Source organism: Kitasatospora sp. NPDC094028 (assembly GCF_049543595.1).
Classification (GTDB): domain Bacteria; phylum Actinomycetota; class Actinomycetes; order Streptomycetales; family Streptomycetaceae; genus Kitasatospora.
Genome location: NZ_JBMVFA010000012.1, coordinates 201,073 through 217,502, shown reverse-complemented (window position 1 = coordinate 217,502; position 16,430 = coordinate 201,073). Strand labels below are relative to the sequence as shown.

General features: G+C 76.1%; 13 protein-coding genes and 1 pseudogene. 6 read left to right on the top strand and 8 right to left on the bottom strand.

Annotated features, from left to right (window positions below; genetic code table 11):
• Window positions 1-301: 301 nt before the first annotated feature.
• A complete protein-coding gene (locus ACPC54_RS20595) occupies window positions 302-1,498 on the top strand; it encodes a S1 family peptidase (protein ID WP_498966551.1) in 1,197 nt (398 codons plus the stop codon).
• Between the two features lie 89 nt (window positions 1,499-1,587).
• Here ACPC54_RS20595 and ACPC54_RS20590 read toward each other — a convergent pair whose 3' ends face one another.
• A complete protein-coding gene (locus ACPC54_RS20590; RefSeq protein WP_498966550.1) occupies window positions 1,588-2,808 on the bottom strand; it encodes an ROK family protein in 1,221 nt (406 codons plus the stop codon).
• A gap of 441 nt (window positions 2,809-3,249) precedes the next feature.
• Between ACPC54_RS20590 and ACPC54_RS20585 the strand changes: the two genes are divergently transcribed.
• Both ACPC54_RS20585 and ACPC54_RS20580 read left to right on the top strand, forming a co-directional pair.
• Window positions 3,250-5,028 carry a PP2C family protein-serine/threonine phosphatase gene (locus ACPC54_RS20585; protein ID WP_498966548.1) on the top strand — a complete coding sequence of 593 codons (1,779 nt, stop codon included), beginning with the start codon at window positions 3,250-3,252 and terminating at the stop codon, window positions 5,026-5,028.
• A 55-nt stretch (window positions 5,029-5,083) separates the two neighbouring features.
• Window positions 5,084-5,329, top strand: a pseudogene (locus ACPC54_RS20580) (zinc-binding dehydrogenase); the annotation flags it as partial.
• A 48-nt stretch (window positions 5,330-5,377) separates the two neighbouring features.
• Here the strand turns inward: ACPC54_RS20580 and ACPC54_RS20575 are convergent.
• Window positions 5,378-5,764: a hypothetical protein gene (locus ACPC54_RS20575; RefSeq protein WP_498966569.1), complete on the bottom strand. Its 387-nt coding sequence runs from the start codon at window positions 5,762-5,764 to the stop codon at window positions 5,378-5,380.
• A 261-nt stretch (window positions 5,765-6,025) separates the two neighbouring features.
• Here ACPC54_RS20575 and ACPC54_RS20570 point away from each other — a divergent pair, with 261 nt between their 5' ends.
• Window positions 6,026-7,723, top strand: a complete 1,698-nt coding sequence (locus ACPC54_RS20570; protein ID WP_498966547.1) for an LCP family protein — start codon at window positions 6,026-6,028, stop codon at window positions 7,721-7,723.
• A 91-nt stretch (window positions 7,724-7,814) separates the two neighbouring features.
• On the opposite strand, the gene ACPC54_RS20565 is transcribed toward ACPC54_RS20570, so the two are convergent.
• The 6 genes from ACPC54_RS20565 to ACPC54_RS20540 all read right to left on the bottom strand — a co-directional run bounded on the left by ACPC54_RS20565 (window position 7,815) and on the right by ACPC54_RS20540 (window position 13,010).
• Window positions 7,815-8,474 (bottom strand): double zinc ribbon domain-containing protein, encoded by a 660-nt coding sequence (locus tag ACPC54_RS20565; protein ID WP_498966546.1) that lies wholly within the window; start codon window positions 8,472-8,474, stop codon window positions 7,815-7,817.
• A 96-nt stretch (window positions 8,475-8,570) separates the two neighbouring features.
• On the bottom strand, window positions 8,571-8,837 hold the full coding sequence (locus ACPC54_RS20560; RefSeq protein WP_498966544.1) for a hypothetical protein: 267 nt from the start codon (window positions 8,835-8,837) through the stop codon (window positions 8,571-8,573).
• Between the two features lie 167 nt (window positions 8,838-9,004).
• Window positions 9,005-9,979 carry a signal peptidase I gene (gene lepB, locus ACPC54_RS20555; protein ID WP_498966543.1) on the bottom strand — a complete coding sequence of 325 codons (975 nt, stop codon included), beginning with the start codon at window positions 9,977-9,979 and terminating at the stop codon, window positions 9,005-9,007.
• A 65-nt stretch (window positions 9,980-10,044) separates the two neighbouring features.
• Window positions 10,045-10,641, bottom strand: coding sequence for a helix-turn-helix domain-containing protein (locus tag ACPC54_RS20550; protein WP_498966542.1), 597 nt, complete (start codon window positions 10,639-10,641; stop codon window positions 10,045-10,047).
• A 98-nt stretch (window positions 10,642-10,739) separates the two neighbouring features.
• On the bottom strand, window positions 10,740-12,320 hold the full coding sequence (locus ACPC54_RS20545) for a GlnX family signal transduction membrane protein (protein WP_498966541.1): 1,581 nt from the start codon (window positions 12,318-12,320) through the stop codon (window positions 10,740-10,742).
• Window positions 12,321-12,623: 303 nt separating this feature from the next.
• Window positions 12,624-13,010, bottom strand: a complete 387-nt coding sequence (locus tag ACPC54_RS20540) for a VOC family protein (protein WP_498966540.1) — start codon at window positions 13,008-13,010, stop codon at window positions 12,624-12,626.
• Between the two features lie 120 nt (window positions 13,011-13,130).
• Here ACPC54_RS20540 and ACPC54_RS20535 point away from each other — a divergent pair, with 120 nt between their 5' ends.
• Window positions 13,131-14,525 (top strand): NAD(P)/FAD-dependent oxidoreductase, encoded by a 1,395-nt coding sequence (locus ACPC54_RS20535; protein WP_498966537.1) that lies wholly within the window; start codon window positions 13,131-13,133, stop codon window positions 14,523-14,525.
• 248 nt (window positions 14,526-14,773) lie between these two features.
• Window positions 14,774-16,375 carry an ABC-F family ATP-binding cassette domain-containing protein gene (locus tag ACPC54_RS20530; RefSeq protein ID WP_498966536.1) on the top strand — a complete coding sequence of 534 codons (1,602 nt, stop codon included), beginning with the start codon at window positions 14,774-14,776 and terminating at the stop codon, window positions 16,373-16,375.
• The last annotated feature ends 55 nt before the right edge of the window (window positions 16,376-16,430 follow it).

The window sequence follows — 16,430 nt, the reverse complement described above, 5'->3', positions numbered from 1 at the left end:
CCACGGCGAAGCCTTCGTCTTCACCTGGCAGTCGCTCTCCCCCGCCGACGACCTCGTCACCGGCCTCCTCGCCCTCCTCGTCACCGGCGTCGACCTCCCCCCCCCCCCCCCCCCCCCCCCCCCCCCGGGCCCCCCCCCCCCCGGCGCCCCCCCCCCGCCCCCCCCCCGCCGGGCTCCGCCGCGTCAACTCCCCATGATCGGCGGGGTATAGCACCCGAGGGCGGGGGCATTCGACATGTTCCGGTCAATGTGTTGCGCACTCTACGGTTCCGGCAACCCCCACGCCGACCGAGGAGACCCCATGCTCCGCATTCGTGCGCTCGCCGTCGCCACCGCCCTCGCGGGTGTCGTTCTGACCGCCGCCCCCGCCGTCAGCGCGCCCGCCCCCGCGCCGGCCGACGAACCGTCCATCGCCGCCGCCCTGGCGGCCGCCCCGGCCGACCCGGCCGCCGTCGCCGCCGCGCCGCCCGCGCTGCTGCGCGCCTACCAGCGCGACCTGGGCCTGTCCCCGCAGGCCGCCGCCCGGCGCCTCGCCCACGAGGCACGGGCCGCCGCGGCGCAGACCGCGCTGGCCCGGACGCTCGGCGACCGCTGGGCCGGGGCCTGGGTGGACGGGCCGGACGCCACCCTGGTGGTGGCCACCACGGACGCCTCCGCCGCCCGGGCCGTCACCGCCCACGGCGGCCGGGCGACCGTCGTCCGGCACGGCCTGGCCGCCCTCGACGGCGCCAAGCGGCAGCTCGACGCGGCCGTCGCCGCCGCGGCGCCGGAGGCCACCCCGCTCTGGTACGTCGACGTCCGGAGCAACAGCGTGGTGGTGCGCTCCACCGACGCCGCCCGGACCGAAACGTTCCTGCAGGACGCCGGCGTGGACCGCGCGCTGGTCCGGGTCGAGCGGGCCACCGCCCTGCCCCGCCCGCTCGCCGACCTGCGCGGCGGGGACGCGTACTACATCGACAACGCCGCCCGCTGTTCGATCGGCTTCCCGGTCACCCAGAACGGCCAGCCGGGCTTCGTCAGCGCCGGCCACTGCGGCCAGCCCGGCTCCAACGCCACCAGCGCGAGCGGCGGTTCGATCGGCACCTTCCAGGGCTCGACCTTCCCCGGCAACGACTACTCCTGGGTCGCGGCCGGTCCGGACTGGACCGCCCAGCCGCAGGTGAACGACTACGCGGGCGGCGCGGTGACGGTCTCCGGCTCGGCCGAGCAGCCGGTCGGCGGCTCGGTCTGCCGCTCCGGCTCCACCACCGGCTGGCACTGCGGGACCGTCCAGGAGCTCAACTCGACCGTCAACTACGCGGAAGGCACCGTCTACGGCCTCACCCGCACCACGGTCTGCGCCGAACCGGGCGACTCCGGCGGCTCGTTCATCTCCGGCAGCCAGGCCCAGGGGGTCACCTCGGGCGGCTCCGGCGACTGCTCCTCGGGCGGGGAGACCTTCTTCCAGCCGGTCAACCCGATCCTCGGCACCTACGGCCTGACCCTGGCCACCGGCTGATCCGCCGAGGCCACCTGACGCGGCACCACCGCCCGTCCGGCCGCGCGAGCGCCGGACGGGCCGTCACCGCGCGGGCCCCGGCCGGGCCGTCAGCCCAGCCCCGCCGTCCGGCGCTCGAACACCTCCGCCCGGGCGGTGTCCAGGGCGGTGGCGACCGCGCCGAGCAGCACCGCATCCTCCCCCAGCAGGCTCGGCGCGAGCGTCGGCCGCATCGGGGCGAGCCGGTGCAGGGCCCGCTCCAGCGGCTCCAGGAGCAGGTCCGCGCTGGTGCCCAGACCGCCGCCGAGCACCACCAGGTCCGGGTCGAGGACGGCCGCCAGCACGGCCACCGCGTAGGCCAGCCGCTCGGCCTCCTGCCGCACCGCCCGCAGCGCCGCCCCGTCCCCGGCCCGGGCCCGCTCGAAGACCTGCGCCGCGGTGACCCGCCCGGCCGGGCCCGGGTCCAGGCCGAAGTCCAGGGCCGCGCGCACCACCGCGTCCGCGGCCGCCTCCTGTTCGATGGTCGCCACCGGCTCCCCCGGCCGGCCCGGCAGCGGCACCAGCCCGATCTCGCCGAGCCCGCCGTGGGCGCCGAGCAGCAGCTCGCCGTCCTTGACCACGCCCACGCCCAGCCCGGTGCCGACCAGCAGGTAGGCGAACATCCGGCTGCCCCGGCCGGCGCCGAGGGTGTACTCGCCGAGGGCCGCCAGGTTGGCGTCGTTGGCCACCGTGACGGCCGTGCCCAGGCCCGCCCCGATCCGGTCGAACAGGCCCGGCCGCCCCCACCCCGGCAGGCTGGTGGCGTACCGGACGCCGCGCCGGCGCTCGTCCCAGACCCCCGGGGTGCCGATCACCGCGTGCACGATGTCCGCGGCCGTCAGGCCCGCCTCGGCGGTCGCCCCGTGCGCCGCCTCGACCACCGCGTCCACGACGGCGTCGGCCGAGCGGCCCCGGTTGGCGACGTCCCGGCGGGCGACCACCGCCCCGGCCAGGTCGGCGACCGCCACCCGCAGCCGGGCCCGGCCGACGTCCACCCCGAGCACGTACCCGGCGGTCGGGTCGACCTCGTACAGCACGGCCGTGCGGCCCCGCTCGGGGGCCACCCGCCCGGCCGCCCGGACCAGCCCCGCGCGCTCCAGCTCGGCCAGGGCGGCGGACACCGTCGGCTTGGACAGGCCGGTGTCCCGGGCCAGTTGGGCCCGGGAGGAGCCACCGCCGGTGCGCAGCAGCTCCAGCAGCAGCCACTCGTTGTTGCTGCGCAGCCGCTGCCGGTTCCACGGCACCGCCCGGGCGCCGGCCGCCGGGCGGTGGGACGGCAGGTCGCGGGTCATCGGGGCCTCCGGTGTGGGCGTTACGGCCGACGGGCGGGCGGCGCGAGCCGGTCGGGTGCGGCCGGGCACGGCCCGCGACGCCCGGTGTCGGACGCCGCCGCCCAGTATGACCGGTGGTCACCGTCCCGTGATCGGCCAGGCGCGGCGAGGACCGGCCGCGGACGGACCGTCACCGGACGACCGGTCAGAGTGCCCGCCGGACCGGGTGGCCGGGCCGCCGCCGGGGGCCCCGGAAGGCGCCACCAGGCTCCTCGCCGGGCCTCACCGGGCCTCGCCCGACCCCGCCCGACCCCCCGCATCCGACGACGGAGGGCACCCATGCGAGCACACGCGCCGGCACGTGCACGATACACATCCGCTCTGTTACAACAACGCCTCCGAGCAGTCAAACTTTCATCCCGTTGTGGGCGCGCCGGGCTCCGGCGCGTGATCATTGGCCCTATGCAGTTCCGGCACCGCAGACGAGCAGAAGGCGCCCGACCCACCGCACCGGGTTCCCGGTCCCTGGTGGCCACGGCGGCGGCGCTCGCCGCAAGCCTCGTCGCGGTCACCGACAGTAGCGAGGGCGGCGCTCGTCGGAAGCCCCGCGGCGACGCCGATCCGGAGCTGCTGGCCGACGCGCTCGCCGACGCCCCGGCCGGCCTCGCCGTGCTGGACGGGCGGCTGCACTGGCAGTACCTCAACCCCGCCTTCACCGCCGCCACCGGACTGCGCCCGGCGGACCTGCTCGGCCGCCCGGCCGGGGCCACCGCCTTCGGGGCGGCCGCCGGCACGCTGCGGCTGGTCCTCGCGGACGGGCGGGACCGCGAGCAGCCCGCCGGCGGGCCCGAGGGGCCGGGAGCCCCCGTGCCGCCCGGCCTGCGGGTGCGCTACCGGGCACTGCGGCGGGCCGGGCGGATCACCGGCGTGGTCGTCGCCGTGCCCGACGCCCCCGCACAGGACCGCCCCGCGCAGGCCGACCGCGCGCAGGGCGACCGCACACCGGCCGAGCGCGCGCAGGCCCGGCTGGCGCTGCTAGAAGCCGCCGACGAGCAGATCGGCACCACCCTGGACACCGGCACCACCGGCGCCGAACTCGCCGCGTTCCTGGTGCCCCGGCTGGCCGACCACGCCGTCGTCGACCTCCTGCCGCCCGAGGCCGAACCGCCCCGGCTCGGCCACGGCGCGCCCGGCCGCCTGCACCGGGCCGCCGTGTCCGCCCCGGGCGCCGCCGACGCCCCCGCCCCCGCCCCCGGCGACACCGTCCGGGCCCGCCCGGGCTCCGCCGCGGAACGCGCCCTGGCCGGCGGCGCCGCCGTGCTCGGCGCGCCCGGGCCGCCGGACGGCTGCCCGGCCGGCACCGCCTCCCTGCTCGTCCTGCCGCTCGCCGCCCGCGGCCGGCTCGTCGGGCTGCTCACCCTCGGCCGCACCGCCGCCGTGCCCGCCTTCACTCCCGAGGACGCCGAACTGATCGGCGCCCTCACCGCCCGCGCCGCCACCGGTCTCGACCACGCCCGCCGCTACGCCCGCTCGCAGGGCATCGCCCTGGAGCTCCAGCGGGCGCTGCTCAGCGAGCCCGGCAACCCGCACCAGAACCTCACCCTCGCCTCCCGCTACCTGCCCTCCGGCAGCAGCTCGGTGGTCGGCGGCGACTGGTACGAGACCGTCCGGCTGCCGTTCGGCCGGACCCTGCTCGCCATGGGCGACGTCATGGGGCACGGCGTGGAGGCCGCCGTCGACATGAGCCACTACCGCTCGGCACTGCGCGACGTCGCCGGGATGGACCTGCCACCGCACCGCATCCTGCGACAGCTCGACGCCGTCATCTCAGCCGACGACTCCGCCCGCCCCGCGACCTGCCTGCTGGTCCTCGCCGACCCGGGCCGCGGCCGCTGGACGCTCTCCAGCGCCGGGCACCTCCCGCCCGCCCTGATCACCCCCGACCGCCCCACCGAACTGCTGCGCATCCCGACCGGCCCGCCGCTCGGCACCGGCCTGGGCGGCTACGAGCAGACCACCCACCCGCTCGCCCCCGACCAGACCCTGCTGCTGTACACCGACGGCCTGGTCGAGCGCCGCGGCGAGGACATCGACACCTCCCTCGACCGCCTCGCCGCCCTCCGGCTGCCCGCCACCGGCGGCCTCGACTCGCTCCTGGACGCCGTCCTCCAGGCCCTCGCCACGGATGCCGCCGAGGACGACATCGCCCTCCTCGCCGCCCGGCCCGCCGCCCGCCCGTAGGTCCCGCCCGGGGCGGCCACTGCCCCGGCGGGCGCCCCGGTCAACCGGCGGCCCGGCCGCGGCCCTGCCGCTCGCCGCGCTGACCGCCCGGCAGTCCCTGGTGGACATGGCGGACCTCACGGCGGGGCAGCGCGTCCTGGTGCACGCCGCGGCGGGCGGCGTCGGCCACCTGGCCGTCCAGATCGCCGAGGCGTACGGCGCGTACGTCATCGGCACGGCCAGCGCGGCCGAGCACGCGTTCGTCCGGGGCCTGGGCGCGGACGAGGTGATCGACTGCACGGCGGTCGACTACACCACGGCGGCGGGCCCGGGGCGAAGCGGGCCGGGCCGGTGCCGCGGTCCGCTGTGGTCAGTGGCGGCGGAAGAGCCGCTTGACCAGGTGGACGATCCCCCAGATCAGCAGGATGAAGAGCAGGATGATGACAATGATCACAACCAGCACGAACTTGCCGAGCTTGGCGAAGAAGCCCGACTTCTTCTTCTTTTCGTCCTTGGCCGCGAGGTTCGTGCCCGTCGCGGCCTGACCGGCCTCCACCGACCGGGCCGCGGTGCGGGCCGTCGCGGGGGCCTCCCCGACCGCTCCGTCGGTGCGCGCAGTACCCTCGGTACCCGTGACGGCCGCCGCGGACCTGGGCGCGGCCACCGCCGTCGCGCTGGACGCCGCGGCCGTCAGGCCTATGGCGGCCAGCAGTGCCACCAGGGCGCCGGCCGTCACGCGTGCGATCCGGTGAATCATGGTGCTCCTCGTTCGAGTCGTTCGATGCGGGAGCAGCAGGCGAGAGGCCACCCGCCGATCAGATCTGTCTGATGATTCGGACCGATCTGACCAGCTGGTTTTCTCATCTGCGCCTAGTATGCTCCACTGGCGTTCTACAGCGGTGTAAAAGTTTGCGGTGCAAGAGTTTAGTGCTGGGCCTGCCCGGATCGACTCCGGCCCCGTCCACGCGGACCCACCGCTCCGACCGGGGGTTTCGTGGCGACTGTGGAGGATGACGACGTGTCTGGGCGCAGGGGTTCCCCTGAAAACGAGAATTCCTCGCACCGACCCGGCGGACGTCGGGCGGACCGCCGCGCATCGGACGCGAAGCCGAACGGCAGGACGGACGGCAAGGCGGACGGGAAGACGGAGGGCGGGGCCGCGGGGGCGCCCCGGTCCGGGCGCGCCAAGAAGAAGCCCAAGCGCAGCACCAAGCAGAAGGTGCTCTGGGTCACCGCCGGCATCACCTCGGTGCTCGTCCTCGCCGGTGGCGCCGTCTACTACCGCCTGAACAGCAACATCACCACCTTCGACGGCGACGCGCTGAGCAAGGACCGCCCGGAGGCCGCCGCCCCGGACGCCCAGGGCCGCACCCCGGTGAACGTCCTGATGATCGGCTCGGACAGCCGCGGCAACGGCAACAGCGACCTCGGCGGCGGCGGGGACGGCGGCGCCCGCTCGGACACCGCGATCCTGCTGCACGTCTACGCCGACCACAAGCACGCGGTCGGCATCTCGATCCCCCGCGACTCCCTGGTCAACATCCCGCCGTGCAAGCTCCCCAACGGCAAGTGGACCAAGGAGCAGACCAATGTGATGTTCAACAGCGCCTTCTCGGTGGGCGACACCGAGCAGGGCAACCCGGCCTGCACCCAGAACGCCGTCGAGAAGCTGACCAACCTGCGCGTCGACCACACCATCGTGGTCGACTTCAACGGCTTCGCCTCGATGACCAAGGCGGTCGGCGGCGTCGAGGTCTGCCTGCCGAGCGACATCCACGAGGGCGACCTCAACCCGAACCTGGGCCACAAGGGCAAGCTGCTGTTCGCCAAGGGCAAGCAGACGGTCGAGGGCCAGCAGGCGCTCGACTACGTCCGGGTCCGGCACGGCATCGGCGACGGCTCCGACATCGGCCGCACCAAGCGCCAGCAGGCCTTCCTGTCCTCGCTCATCAAGCAGGTCAAGTCCCGCGGCATGGACCCGACCACCCTGCTGCCGCTGGCCGACGCGGCCACCAAGTCGCTGACCGTCGACCCCGGCCTCGGCTCGGCCGCCAAGCTGATGTCGTTCGCCCTGTCGATCAAGGACGTCGACCTGCACGACGTCAAGTTCCTCACCGCGCCCTGGCGTTACGAGGGCCCCCGGGTCGCCCTGGTGCACCCCGACGTGGACCAGCTGTGGTCCGCGCTCAAGGCCGACCGCACGATCGACGGCCAGGACGCGAGCGCGCCGGCCCCGGCCGGCACCGAGTCCGCCGCGCCCACCACGCCGGCCGCCCCGGCCTCCCCCTCCCCGGCCGCCCCGGCGGACGCCAAGGCCGCCGAGGTGAAGGTCACCGTGCTCAACGGCACCGGCACGACCGGGCTCGGCGGCAAGGCCGCGGAGACCCTCAAGGGCGCGGGCTACACCTCCGTCACGGTCGGCAACGCGAGCGGCGGCAAGACGCACGCCACCACGCTCGTCGAGTACGGCACCGGTGAGAAGAGCGCCGCCGAGGGCATCGCCAAGCTGTTCCCGGGCGCGACCGTCGAGCCCGGCGGCGCCGGCAAGGGCGTCAGCGTCGTCATCGGCCGCGACTTCGCCGCCGCCAACCCGGCCGCCGCCTCCGCCGGCGCCGCGGGCACCCCCGGCGCCGCGCCCGCGCCGCTGCCGAGCAGCGTGGCCGGTGCGGCCCGCTCGGCGGACGACGACCCCTGCGCCAACATCTCCTACGGCTGACGGGCCGACCGGCCGACAGCGGCCGGCCGAACGAAGGCGGGACGCCCCCGGAGCTGCGGGGGCGTCCCGCCTTCGCCGTCCTCCGCGTCCGTCAGCGCCTGGTGCCGCAGGACGGGCAGAAGGCCGCCCCCTCCGGGACGTCCTTGTGGCACTGCGCGCACTGCTCGGGCTGCGCCAGCCGGAAGCCGCAGCCGGGGCAGAACGGCGTGCCGTGCGTCTCCGTCCTGCACTGCGGGCAGACCAGTTGCCGCGGCGCGTCGACGTCGAACCCGGCGCCCGCCTGCTGCCCGGCCTGGAAGGCGCGGTCGGTGACCGCGTCGTTGAGGCCGCGGTGCTGCGCCGCCGTCGCCTCCACCGCGGTGTCCGGCGCGCAGTCGAAGCAGAGGCCCAGGCCCGGGTCGAAGCACCGGACGCAGACGTACGACGTGCACTTGGCGCAACGGTTGAAGTGGTCCTGGGCGTTGAGGATCGCGCGCTGGAAGGCGGCGTCGCGCGAGGTGCCCCAGGTCTGCCCGGCGAGGCCGTCCGCGGCGTTGCTGATGGTGTTGGCGTTGCCGCCGATCAGGTTCCAGGCGGCGCTGACGCCCTTGCCTATCCAGCCGGCCACCTGGCCGGTGGTGAACCGCTCGAACGGCGAGCGCCAGGTGTCGTTGCAGCGGTAGCAGTAGAACTCGAACTGGAAGCCCGCGCCCGTGCCGTAGCTCTCGCACAGGTCACGGTAGTTGCTGCTGAAGTAGATCTCGGAACCCACGTCGTCCCCGGTTGCTGGAAGGTGCCTGTCGGCGGTTGCTGCCGGAGACGACCGGGCGCCGTGAACGGTTCCGCCGGGCCCGTCCACCTCAGCTGTTCACAGGCCGCTCACCGGCAGCAGCAGCACCCGGGCCGGGTCGAAGCGCTGCCAGCGGGCCGGCTGCCCGCTGCGGCCGACCCGCAGCCGGCACCAGCGCTGACCGGCCGCGTCCTGCCACCAGCCGCTGATCCGGCCGAGCGCCCAGCCGCCGTCGCCGAGGTCCACCTCGACCGGCTGATGGACCCAGGTGACGTCCGGTCCGGCCGGCTCCGCCGCCGGACCGCTCTCCCCGGCGCGGGCCGGGCCGCGTCCACTCTCCACCACGGTTGCGCCTCCCGACCCGGCCGGGCCGCGGCCTCCCGTACCGGGGGCGGCCGCGCGACCGGACGACCTGCAGCTCACGGCCGGAACTCTACAGTCGCGTAGAGCACGGCGGGGCGGTTCCGCCGAACCCGGCCGGGCGGCCGCCGGGCACCGGCGGGAACGGACCGTCAGCGGGCCCGCGCCGCATCGCGCCGGGCCCGGCGGCGGCGCCACAGGGCCAGCGGCACCACTCCGGCCAGCGCGGCCGCCTGAGGCCCGGCCGGCCGCTCCACCGGGGCCGCCGAGCCGCCGCCCGGCGCGTCCGGCACGTGGTCGAAGGTGCCGGGGACGGGCAGGGTGGACCAGTTCGACAGCGGCCACGCGACCACGAAGGCCCGCCCGATCACGTTGTCCACCGGCACGAAGCCGTCCCCGGTCTCGTTGTGGTGCGGGCGCGAGTCGCGCGAGTTGTTGCGGTGGTCCCCCATCACCCAGAGCTTGCCCTTGGGCACGGTCACGGTGCCGACCGGGTCGTTGTCGCAGGGCTTCGAGCCGGGGAAGATGTACGGCTCGTCCAGCGCCACGCCGTTGACCTTCAGCGGGCTGCCCGCGTTGCACTCCACGGTGTCCCCGCCGACCGCGATCACACGCTTGATCAGGTCCTTCTCGTTCGCCGAGGGCATCAGACCGACCGTGCTCAGCACCTTCTGCACCGACCCCATGAAGCCGTCGTCCTTCTTCGGCGGGCCCTCCAGCCAGCCGCCCGGGTCGCGGAAGACCACCACTTCGCCGCGCTCGGGCTCGGCGCCGAACCAGGGGGTGAGCTTGTCGACCAGTACGCGGTCGCCCAGCTCCAGGGTCTGCTGCATCGAGCCGGAGGGGATCGAGAAGGCCTGCACGAAGAAGGTCTTGATGCCGAGCGAGAGCAGCAGGGCGATCACCAGCAGGATCGGCAGCTCCTGCCAGAAGGTCAGCTTCCGGCCCCGGCGGGCCCGGCCGGGGCCGGCCTCGGCCCCGGCCTCCGTCGTCGCGTCCGGGTGCGCGGCCGCGCCCGCCCCGGTGCCCGCGGACTCCGCGGGCCTCCCGGCCTCCGCAGGCCGGCCGCGTCCCTCCCCGTCCGTTCCACCGCTCTCGCCGGACTCCGTGCCCTGCTGCACACTCATGTTTCGGCCCCTCCCGACGGCCTGACGGGAGCCCGGAGCGGGCACCCCCCTGTCAGGCAACGAACCTACCGAACAGAGGTTCCCGGGCGCGCACGCACGTGGATGCGCTCGCCCTGCGGGCCGAACAGGCTGAGGAACTCCACGGGCTGCGGCCCCGCGTTGCCGAAGGCGTGCGGGGTACGGGTGTCGAACTCGGCGGCCTCGCCCGCCGCCAGCACCAGGTCGTGCGGGCCGAGCACCAGCCGGAGCCGTCCGGACAGCACGTACAGCCACTCGTAGCCCTCGTGCACCTTCAGCTCCAGCTCCGGCCCGGTGCCCTTGCCGGGCGGCACGATGTGCTTGTACGCGTGCAGACCGCCGAGGTGGCGGGTGAGCGGCACGATGGTCTGGCCGTTGCGCGTCACCGGGCGCGGGTGGATGCGCGGGTCCCCGGTGGCCGGGGCGCCGACCAGTTCGTCCAGCGGCACCCGGTACTCCCGGGCCAGCGGCAGCAGCAGCTCCAGGGTCGGCCGGCGCTGGCCGGACTCCAGCCGGGACAGCGTGCTGAGCGAGATGCCGGTGGCGGCGGACAGCTTGGCGAGCGTGGTGCCGCGCTCCCGGCGCAGCGCGCGCAGCCGGGGGCCCACCGTGGTCAGGACGTTGTCGAACTCTTCGTCGGCCATGCCTGCCATTCGCCGGGACGGCAAGGGTGCTTGTCAATCCGGCACACCGGAAGGGCGGTCGGGCGCCGTGCTCGCCGTCGCCCGACCGCCACCGGCCGCTACCGGTACTCGCGCAGCCGGGCCCGCACTCCGAGCGCCGTCAGGCCGAGCGCCACCGCGAGCACGGTGCCCGCCAGGGCGGCGGTGGTGCCGTCGAGGTCGTCGTCGGTGGCGGCCACGGCCCGGTCCAGCTCGGTGGCGTTGACCGCGATGGTGTCCCCCATCGCCGTGCTCAGCTGCTCGAACTCGTAGTTGGACTGCCCTTCCGACAGGCCGGTGTTGAGCGTTACCGCCTCCTTGAGCCGCCCGGCCACGGCCAGCGCGCGGATCCGGCGGTCGGTCACCTGGTACTGCTGGAAGGAGCTCAGCACGCGTTCGGCGGCGGGCAGTTCGCCGTCGAAGGTGATGTTGTTCAGCTCGTTGCCGAGGTAGCCGCCGACCGGCACGGCCGAGCGGTTCCGGTGGTACCGGTCGACGGAGGCGGCCAGCCGGCCGTCGTAGTCCGCCAGGGTGGCGCCGTCGATGCGGGCGATCGCCTGGGTCTTGTCCAGGTAGCTCTGCTCGTACGCGGCGGCGCGGCCCGGGTCGGTCAGGTAGCGGCTCTCGTCGGCGTTCATGTCGTAGGCGAGCGCCCGCGCCCGGCTGAGCGAGATCACCGAGTCGTAGGCGTTGCTCTTGGCGGTGACCAGGTGGTCGTCGGCCCGGCCCACCAGGGCGAGGCCGCTGACCAGCGCCGCGCCGGTGAGCAGGGTGACGGCGGCCAGCGCCGGGTTGACGCTCCGGTGGAAGCGGACGGTCAGCGCGCGTTGGAGCCCGACGAGGGCGGCGAGCGCCAGGACGCCGGCGCCGAGCAGCCACCACCAGCCGGCGGCCAGCGCGTCGCGCTGCTCGCCGTAGACCTTGTCCACGGTGGTGCCGTTGGCGGTGCCCACGTGGTCGGCGGCGGGCAGCAGTTGCTGCCGCAGCAGGTCGGTGGCCTGCCGGTAGGCCTCCAGGGCGGCCTGCGGGGGCCGGCCCGCCGGGGCCTGGGCCTGCTCCTCCAGCAGCTGGGCGCGGGCCACCAGGGCCTCGTAGCTGCCGAGTTGGCCGAGCACCTGCTGGACGGCGCGGCGGCCCTCCGGGTCGTCGGCGGCGGCCTGGGCGGCCTGCTGGAGGTCGTCGTCGGCCTGGGCGCGGCGGCGCTCGTAGGTGTCGAGGGTCTGCTGGCGCAGCGTCGCGTAGTCCCGGTCCGCGCCGACCAGCAGCAGGTTGGCGGCCTGGGCGTCCATGTCGCTGAGCGCGAAGTAGAGGTCGGCGGCGCGGGTGGCCTGCGGGGCGGCCCGGTGGCCGATGGTGTCGGTGCCGTCGCGGGCCCCGCCGAGGACGGCGGTGGCGGTGGCGGCGAGGCCGAGCAGGGCGGCCAGGCTGAGCGCCGTGAGGGCGCGGACCAGGCGCGGGGTGGTCCAGTACGCGCGGCCGCCGACCGTCCGGGTCAGGCGGGCGAGCCGGGCCGCGGGGCCGGGCGGGCCGGGCGGGGTGTTCGCCGGGGCCGCCGGGGCCGCCGGCGCCGCCGGGGCCGGTGGGGCCGGCTCCTCGGCCGCCGTGCCGGCGTCGCCGTCCGGGCCGGCTCCGCTGTGCGTGCCCGCTACCGAGGTGCTCATGGCCTCACGTCCCTCTCCCCCGTCGCCCGGTCCGCCCGCCGCTTTCACCGGGCGAGCAGAACCGTTTCTCCGCCGGGCGACGCTAGTCCCGCACGGGCGGTGGAGAGGGGTGTCCTGACGCCTCCTTGACGCCGCCGGACGCCGATCTTGACGCTTTCTTGGCGCCCGACCGACGCCCGGCCGGTCGTCCGTGCACGGCCGTCGTGACGCCGCGTCGACGCCGCGTCGACGCGGCGTCGAGGGAGGGTGGCGGAGCCGGGCCCGGCGGACCGCCGGGACGGTCGCCGGAGGACCGCCGGAGGGTCAGGACTCCATGGCGGCCCGGTCGGAGGCGCTGCGCAGCACGCAGAACTCGTTGCCCTCCGGGTCGGCGAGGACGGCCCAGCCGGCGCCGTCCGGCTTCCGGCGGTCGGCGACCAGGGTGGCGCCGAGCTCCAGCAGGCGCTCCACCTCCTGCTCGCGGGTGGTCTCCGGGCGCAGGCACAGGTGGATCCGGTTCTTGCTCGTCTTGGGCTCGGGGACCTGGCTGAAGTACAGCACCGGGCCGCCCTCCCCGAGCGGCACCTGGACCTCCGGATCGCCCGGCCCGTCCCCCGGATCGACCGGACAGCCCGTCACCCGGCTCCAGAACCGGGCCAGTTCATAGGCATCCGCACAGTCGATCGCCACGTTCTGCACCACTGAGACCATGCGCCCGAGCCTTCCCGATTTCCCCGCCCGGCGCCACCCGGCCGCCCCGGCGGCCGTGCCCGCCCGGCGGTGATCAACCACACGATCACGCAGGACAGTTCCCCCACTACGCTACGTGGCATGACTTCTACGCAGAGGGCCCCCGGGCGGGGCACGGCGGTGGTGATCGGCGGCGGGCTGGCCGGGCTGGCCGCGGCCTGGGCGCTGCGCGGCGCCGCCGACCGGATCGTCGTGGTGGAGCGCGACCGCTACCCGGACCAGCCGCGGTTCCGGGCCGGGGTGCCGCAGGCCCGGCACGGGCACCTGGTGCTGGAGGCCGGGCACCGCGCGCTGGAGGAGCTGATGCCGGGCATCAAGCACCAACTGACGCAGGCCGGTGCCGAGCCGGTGACGGTCTCGCGCGACCTGCGCTGGCTCAGCGCGGCCGGCTGGATGGCCGACTACCCGGCCCAGGTGGCCTTTCTCTCGTGCACCCGGCCGGTGTTGGACCACGCGGTGCTCGACCGGGTCCGCACCGAGCGGTCCATCGAGTTCCTGGAGGGCACCGAGGTGGTCGGGCTGCTCGGCTCGGCGGGGGCGGTCACCGGGGTGCGGGTCCGGGCCCGCGGCGGCTCGGACGGGCCGGACGCGGCCGACGGCGACCCGGCCGAGGGCGCCGGCGGCGCCGGGCGCGGCGACGTCCGCGAGATCCCGGCGGACCTGGTGGTCGACGCGGCGGGCCGCACCACCGCCACCGCGGCCTGGCTGGCCGAACTCGGCTGCCCGGCCGTCCCGGAGGAGCGGGTGGACGCGGGCGTCGCCTACAGTTCCCGGCTGTTCCACCGCCCCGCCGGGGCGGACCTCGGCGGCTGCAAGGCCGTCTACCTCCAGACCAAGGCGCCGCACGCCGCGCGGATGGGCGTACTGCTGCCGGTCGAGGGCGACCGCTGGATCGTCAGCCTGGCGGGCATGCGCGGCGCCGAACCCGAGCCCGGCGAGGCCGGGTTCGCCAAGCACCTCGACGGCCTGCGCGACCCGAGCCTGCGCGAGGCGCTGCGGTCCGCCGAACCGGCGAGCGAGGTGCGGGGCTTCCGGCCCGGTCCGAGCGTGCGGCGGCACTACGAGCGCGGCGCGCCGGCCGGGCTGATCGCCATCGGCGACGCGGCCAGCACCTTCAACCCGGTGTACGGCCAGGGGATCAGCGTCGCGCTGCTCGGCGCGCTGGCCCTGCGGCGCAGTTCGCTGCGGCACGGCGGCATCGGGCCGGCCATGGCCCGGGACGCCCGGCGCGAGATCACCGCGGCGTCCAAGAACCCGTGGATCATGGCCGGCGCCGAGGACGCCCGCTTCCCTGCCACCACCGGCGGCCCGTCCGGCGCGCTGGTCAGGCTGCAGCACCGGTTCCTGGACCGGGTGCTGGCCGCCGCCACCCACGACCCCGCGGTGACCGCGGCCTTCCACGAGGTGATGTCCCTGGTGGCGCCGCCGAGCCTGCTGTTCCGGCCGACCGTCATCGCCTCGGTACTGCGCGGCTGATGCGGGGCTGAGCCGCCTCGGCCGCCCCGGCCGCCCCACCGTGGCCGCCGCCCGTCGAGGCGCGCGGCCACGGGCCCGGACCGGCGCCCGGCCGGAGCCCCCGCCGGAACCCCTCCGCCGGTAATTCGGGTGCGGTCCTTCCGGCCGCCCGCTAGCCTGACCCGCATGTCGACGCCCCGCATCTCCTAGCTGACGGACCCGCTTCCACGCCACCCGTGTGTCCCTCAGCTTTTTCGGAGCGTCATCCCGTGATCACCACCCGTGGTGTCGACGTGCGCGTCGGTGCCCGCCTGCTGCTGTCCGACGTCAGCCTGCACATCGCCCCCGGCGACCGGATCGGCCTGGTCGGCCGCAACGGCGCCGGCAAGACCACCCTGCTCGCCGCCCTCGCCGGGCACCTGCCGCCCGCCGCCGGCACCGTCACCCGCACCGGCGCCGTCGGCTACCTCCCGCAGGACTCCCGGGCCGCCGACCCGGCCGCCACCGTCACCGACCGCGTCCTGTCCGCCCGCGGCCTGGACGGCGCCGTCCGCGCCCTGCGCGCCGCCGAGGAGGCGATGGCCCTGGCCGACTCGGCCGCCCGCGAACGCCGGGCGATGGACGACTACGCCCGCGCGGAGGCCCGGTTCCAGTCCCGGGGCGGGTACGCGGCCGAGGCCGAGGCCGCCCGGGTGGCGGCCGGGCTCGGCCTGCCCGCCCGGCTCATGGACCAGCCGGTCGGCACCCTGTCCGGCGGCCAGCGGCGGCGGGTCGAACTCGCCCGCATCCTCTCCGCCGACCACGGCACCCTGCTGCTCGACGAGCCCACCAACCACCTGGACGCCGACTCGGTCGGCTGGCTGCGCGGCTTCCTGACCTCCCACCAGGGCGGACTGGTCCTGATCAGCCACGACCTCGACCTGCTGGAGCACACCGTCAACCGGGTCTTCCACCTCGACCCGCAGCGCGCCGCCGTCGACGTCCACAACACCGGCTGGCGGGCCTACCTCGCGCAGCGGGCCGCCGACGAGCGCCGCCGCACCCGCGAGCGGGCCAACGCCGAGCGCAAGGCCGCCGCGCTGCACGCCCAGGCCGACCGGATGCGGGCCAACGTCGCCACCGCGACCACCGCCCGCGGCATGGCCCGCCGCGCCGACCGGATGCTCGCCGGGCTCGAACCCGCCCGCGCGGCCGAGCGCACCGCCCGCATCCGGCTGCCCGAACCCGCCCCCTGCGGGCGGATGCCGCTGGGGGCGGTCAGCCTCGCCAAGGCCTACGCCGGCCGCCCGGTCCTGGCCGGGCTGGACCTCGCCGTGGACCGCGGCAGCCGGCTGGTCGTCCTCGGCCACAACGGCGCGGGCAAGACCACCCTGCTGCGGCTGCTGGCCGGCCACGAGACCCCCGACTCCGGCCGGGTCGTCCCCGGCCCGGGCCTGCGGCTCGGCTACTTCGCCCAGGAGCACGACACCCTCGCCCCGGAGCTGTCCGTGCGCGACAACCTCGCCCGGACCGCGCCGCACCTCGGCGACGGCGAACTCCGGCAGGTGCTGGGCGCGTTCCTGTTCCGCGGCGACGACGCCGACAAGCCGGCCGGGGTGCTCTCCGGCGGGGAGAAGACCAGGCTCGCGCTGGCCGGGCTGGTCCACTCCGGTGCCAACGTGCTGCTCCTGGACGAGCCCACCAACAACCTCGACCCGGCCTCCCGCACCGAGGTGCTGGCCGCGGTCGGCACCTACCCGGGCGCCATCGTGATGGTCACCCACGACCCGGGGGCGATCGGGGCCCTGCGCCCCGACCGGGTGCTGCTGCTGCCGGACGGCGACGAGGACCTGTGGCACGACGGCTACCTGGACCTGGTCACCGCGTCCTGACCGCCCCCGCCGGGAAGGACCGGGCCGTTGGCCGGCCGGACCACCGCCGGCCAAC

What these genes read in the sequence shown, in the direction of transcription:
- ACPC54_RS20575 (WP_498966569.1), bottom strand. Translation starts at nt 5,764, where the DNA reads ATGATTCACCGGATCGCACGCGTGACGGCCGGCGCCCTGGTGGCACTG.
- ACPC54_RS20595 (WP_498966551.1), top strand. Translation starts at nt 302, where the DNA reads ATGCTCCGCATTCGTGCGCTCGCCGTCGCCACCGCCCTCGCGGGTGTC.
- lepB (WP_498966543.1), bottom strand. Translation starts at nt 9,979, where the DNA reads ATGAGTGTGCAGCAGGGCACGGAGTCCGGCGAGAGCGGTGGAACGGAC.
- ACPC54_RS20590 (WP_498966550.1), bottom strand. Translation starts at nt 2,808, where the DNA reads ATGACCCGCGACCTGCCGTCCCACCGCCCGGCGGCCGGCGCCCGGGCG.
- ACPC54_RS20545 (WP_498966541.1), bottom strand. Translation starts at nt 12,320, where the DNA reads ATGAGCACCTCGGTAGCGGGCACGCACAGCGGAGCCGGCCCGGACGGC.
- ACPC54_RS20550 (WP_498966542.1), bottom strand. Translation starts at nt 10,641, where the DNA reads ATGGCCGACGAAGAGTTCGACAACGTCCTGACCACGGTGGGCCCCCGG.
- ACPC54_RS20535 (WP_498966537.1), top strand. Translation starts at nt 13,131, where the DNA reads ATGACTTCTACGCAGAGGGCCCCCGGGCGGGGCACGGCGGTGGTGATC.
- ACPC54_RS20540 (WP_498966540.1), bottom strand. Translation starts at nt 13,010, where the DNA reads ATGGTCTCAGTGGTGCAGAACGTGGCGATCGACTGTGCGGATGCCTAT.
- ACPC54_RS20585 (WP_498966548.1), top strand. Translation starts at nt 3,250, where the DNA reads ATGCAGTTCCGGCACCGCAGACGAGCAGAAGGCGCCCGACCCACCGCA.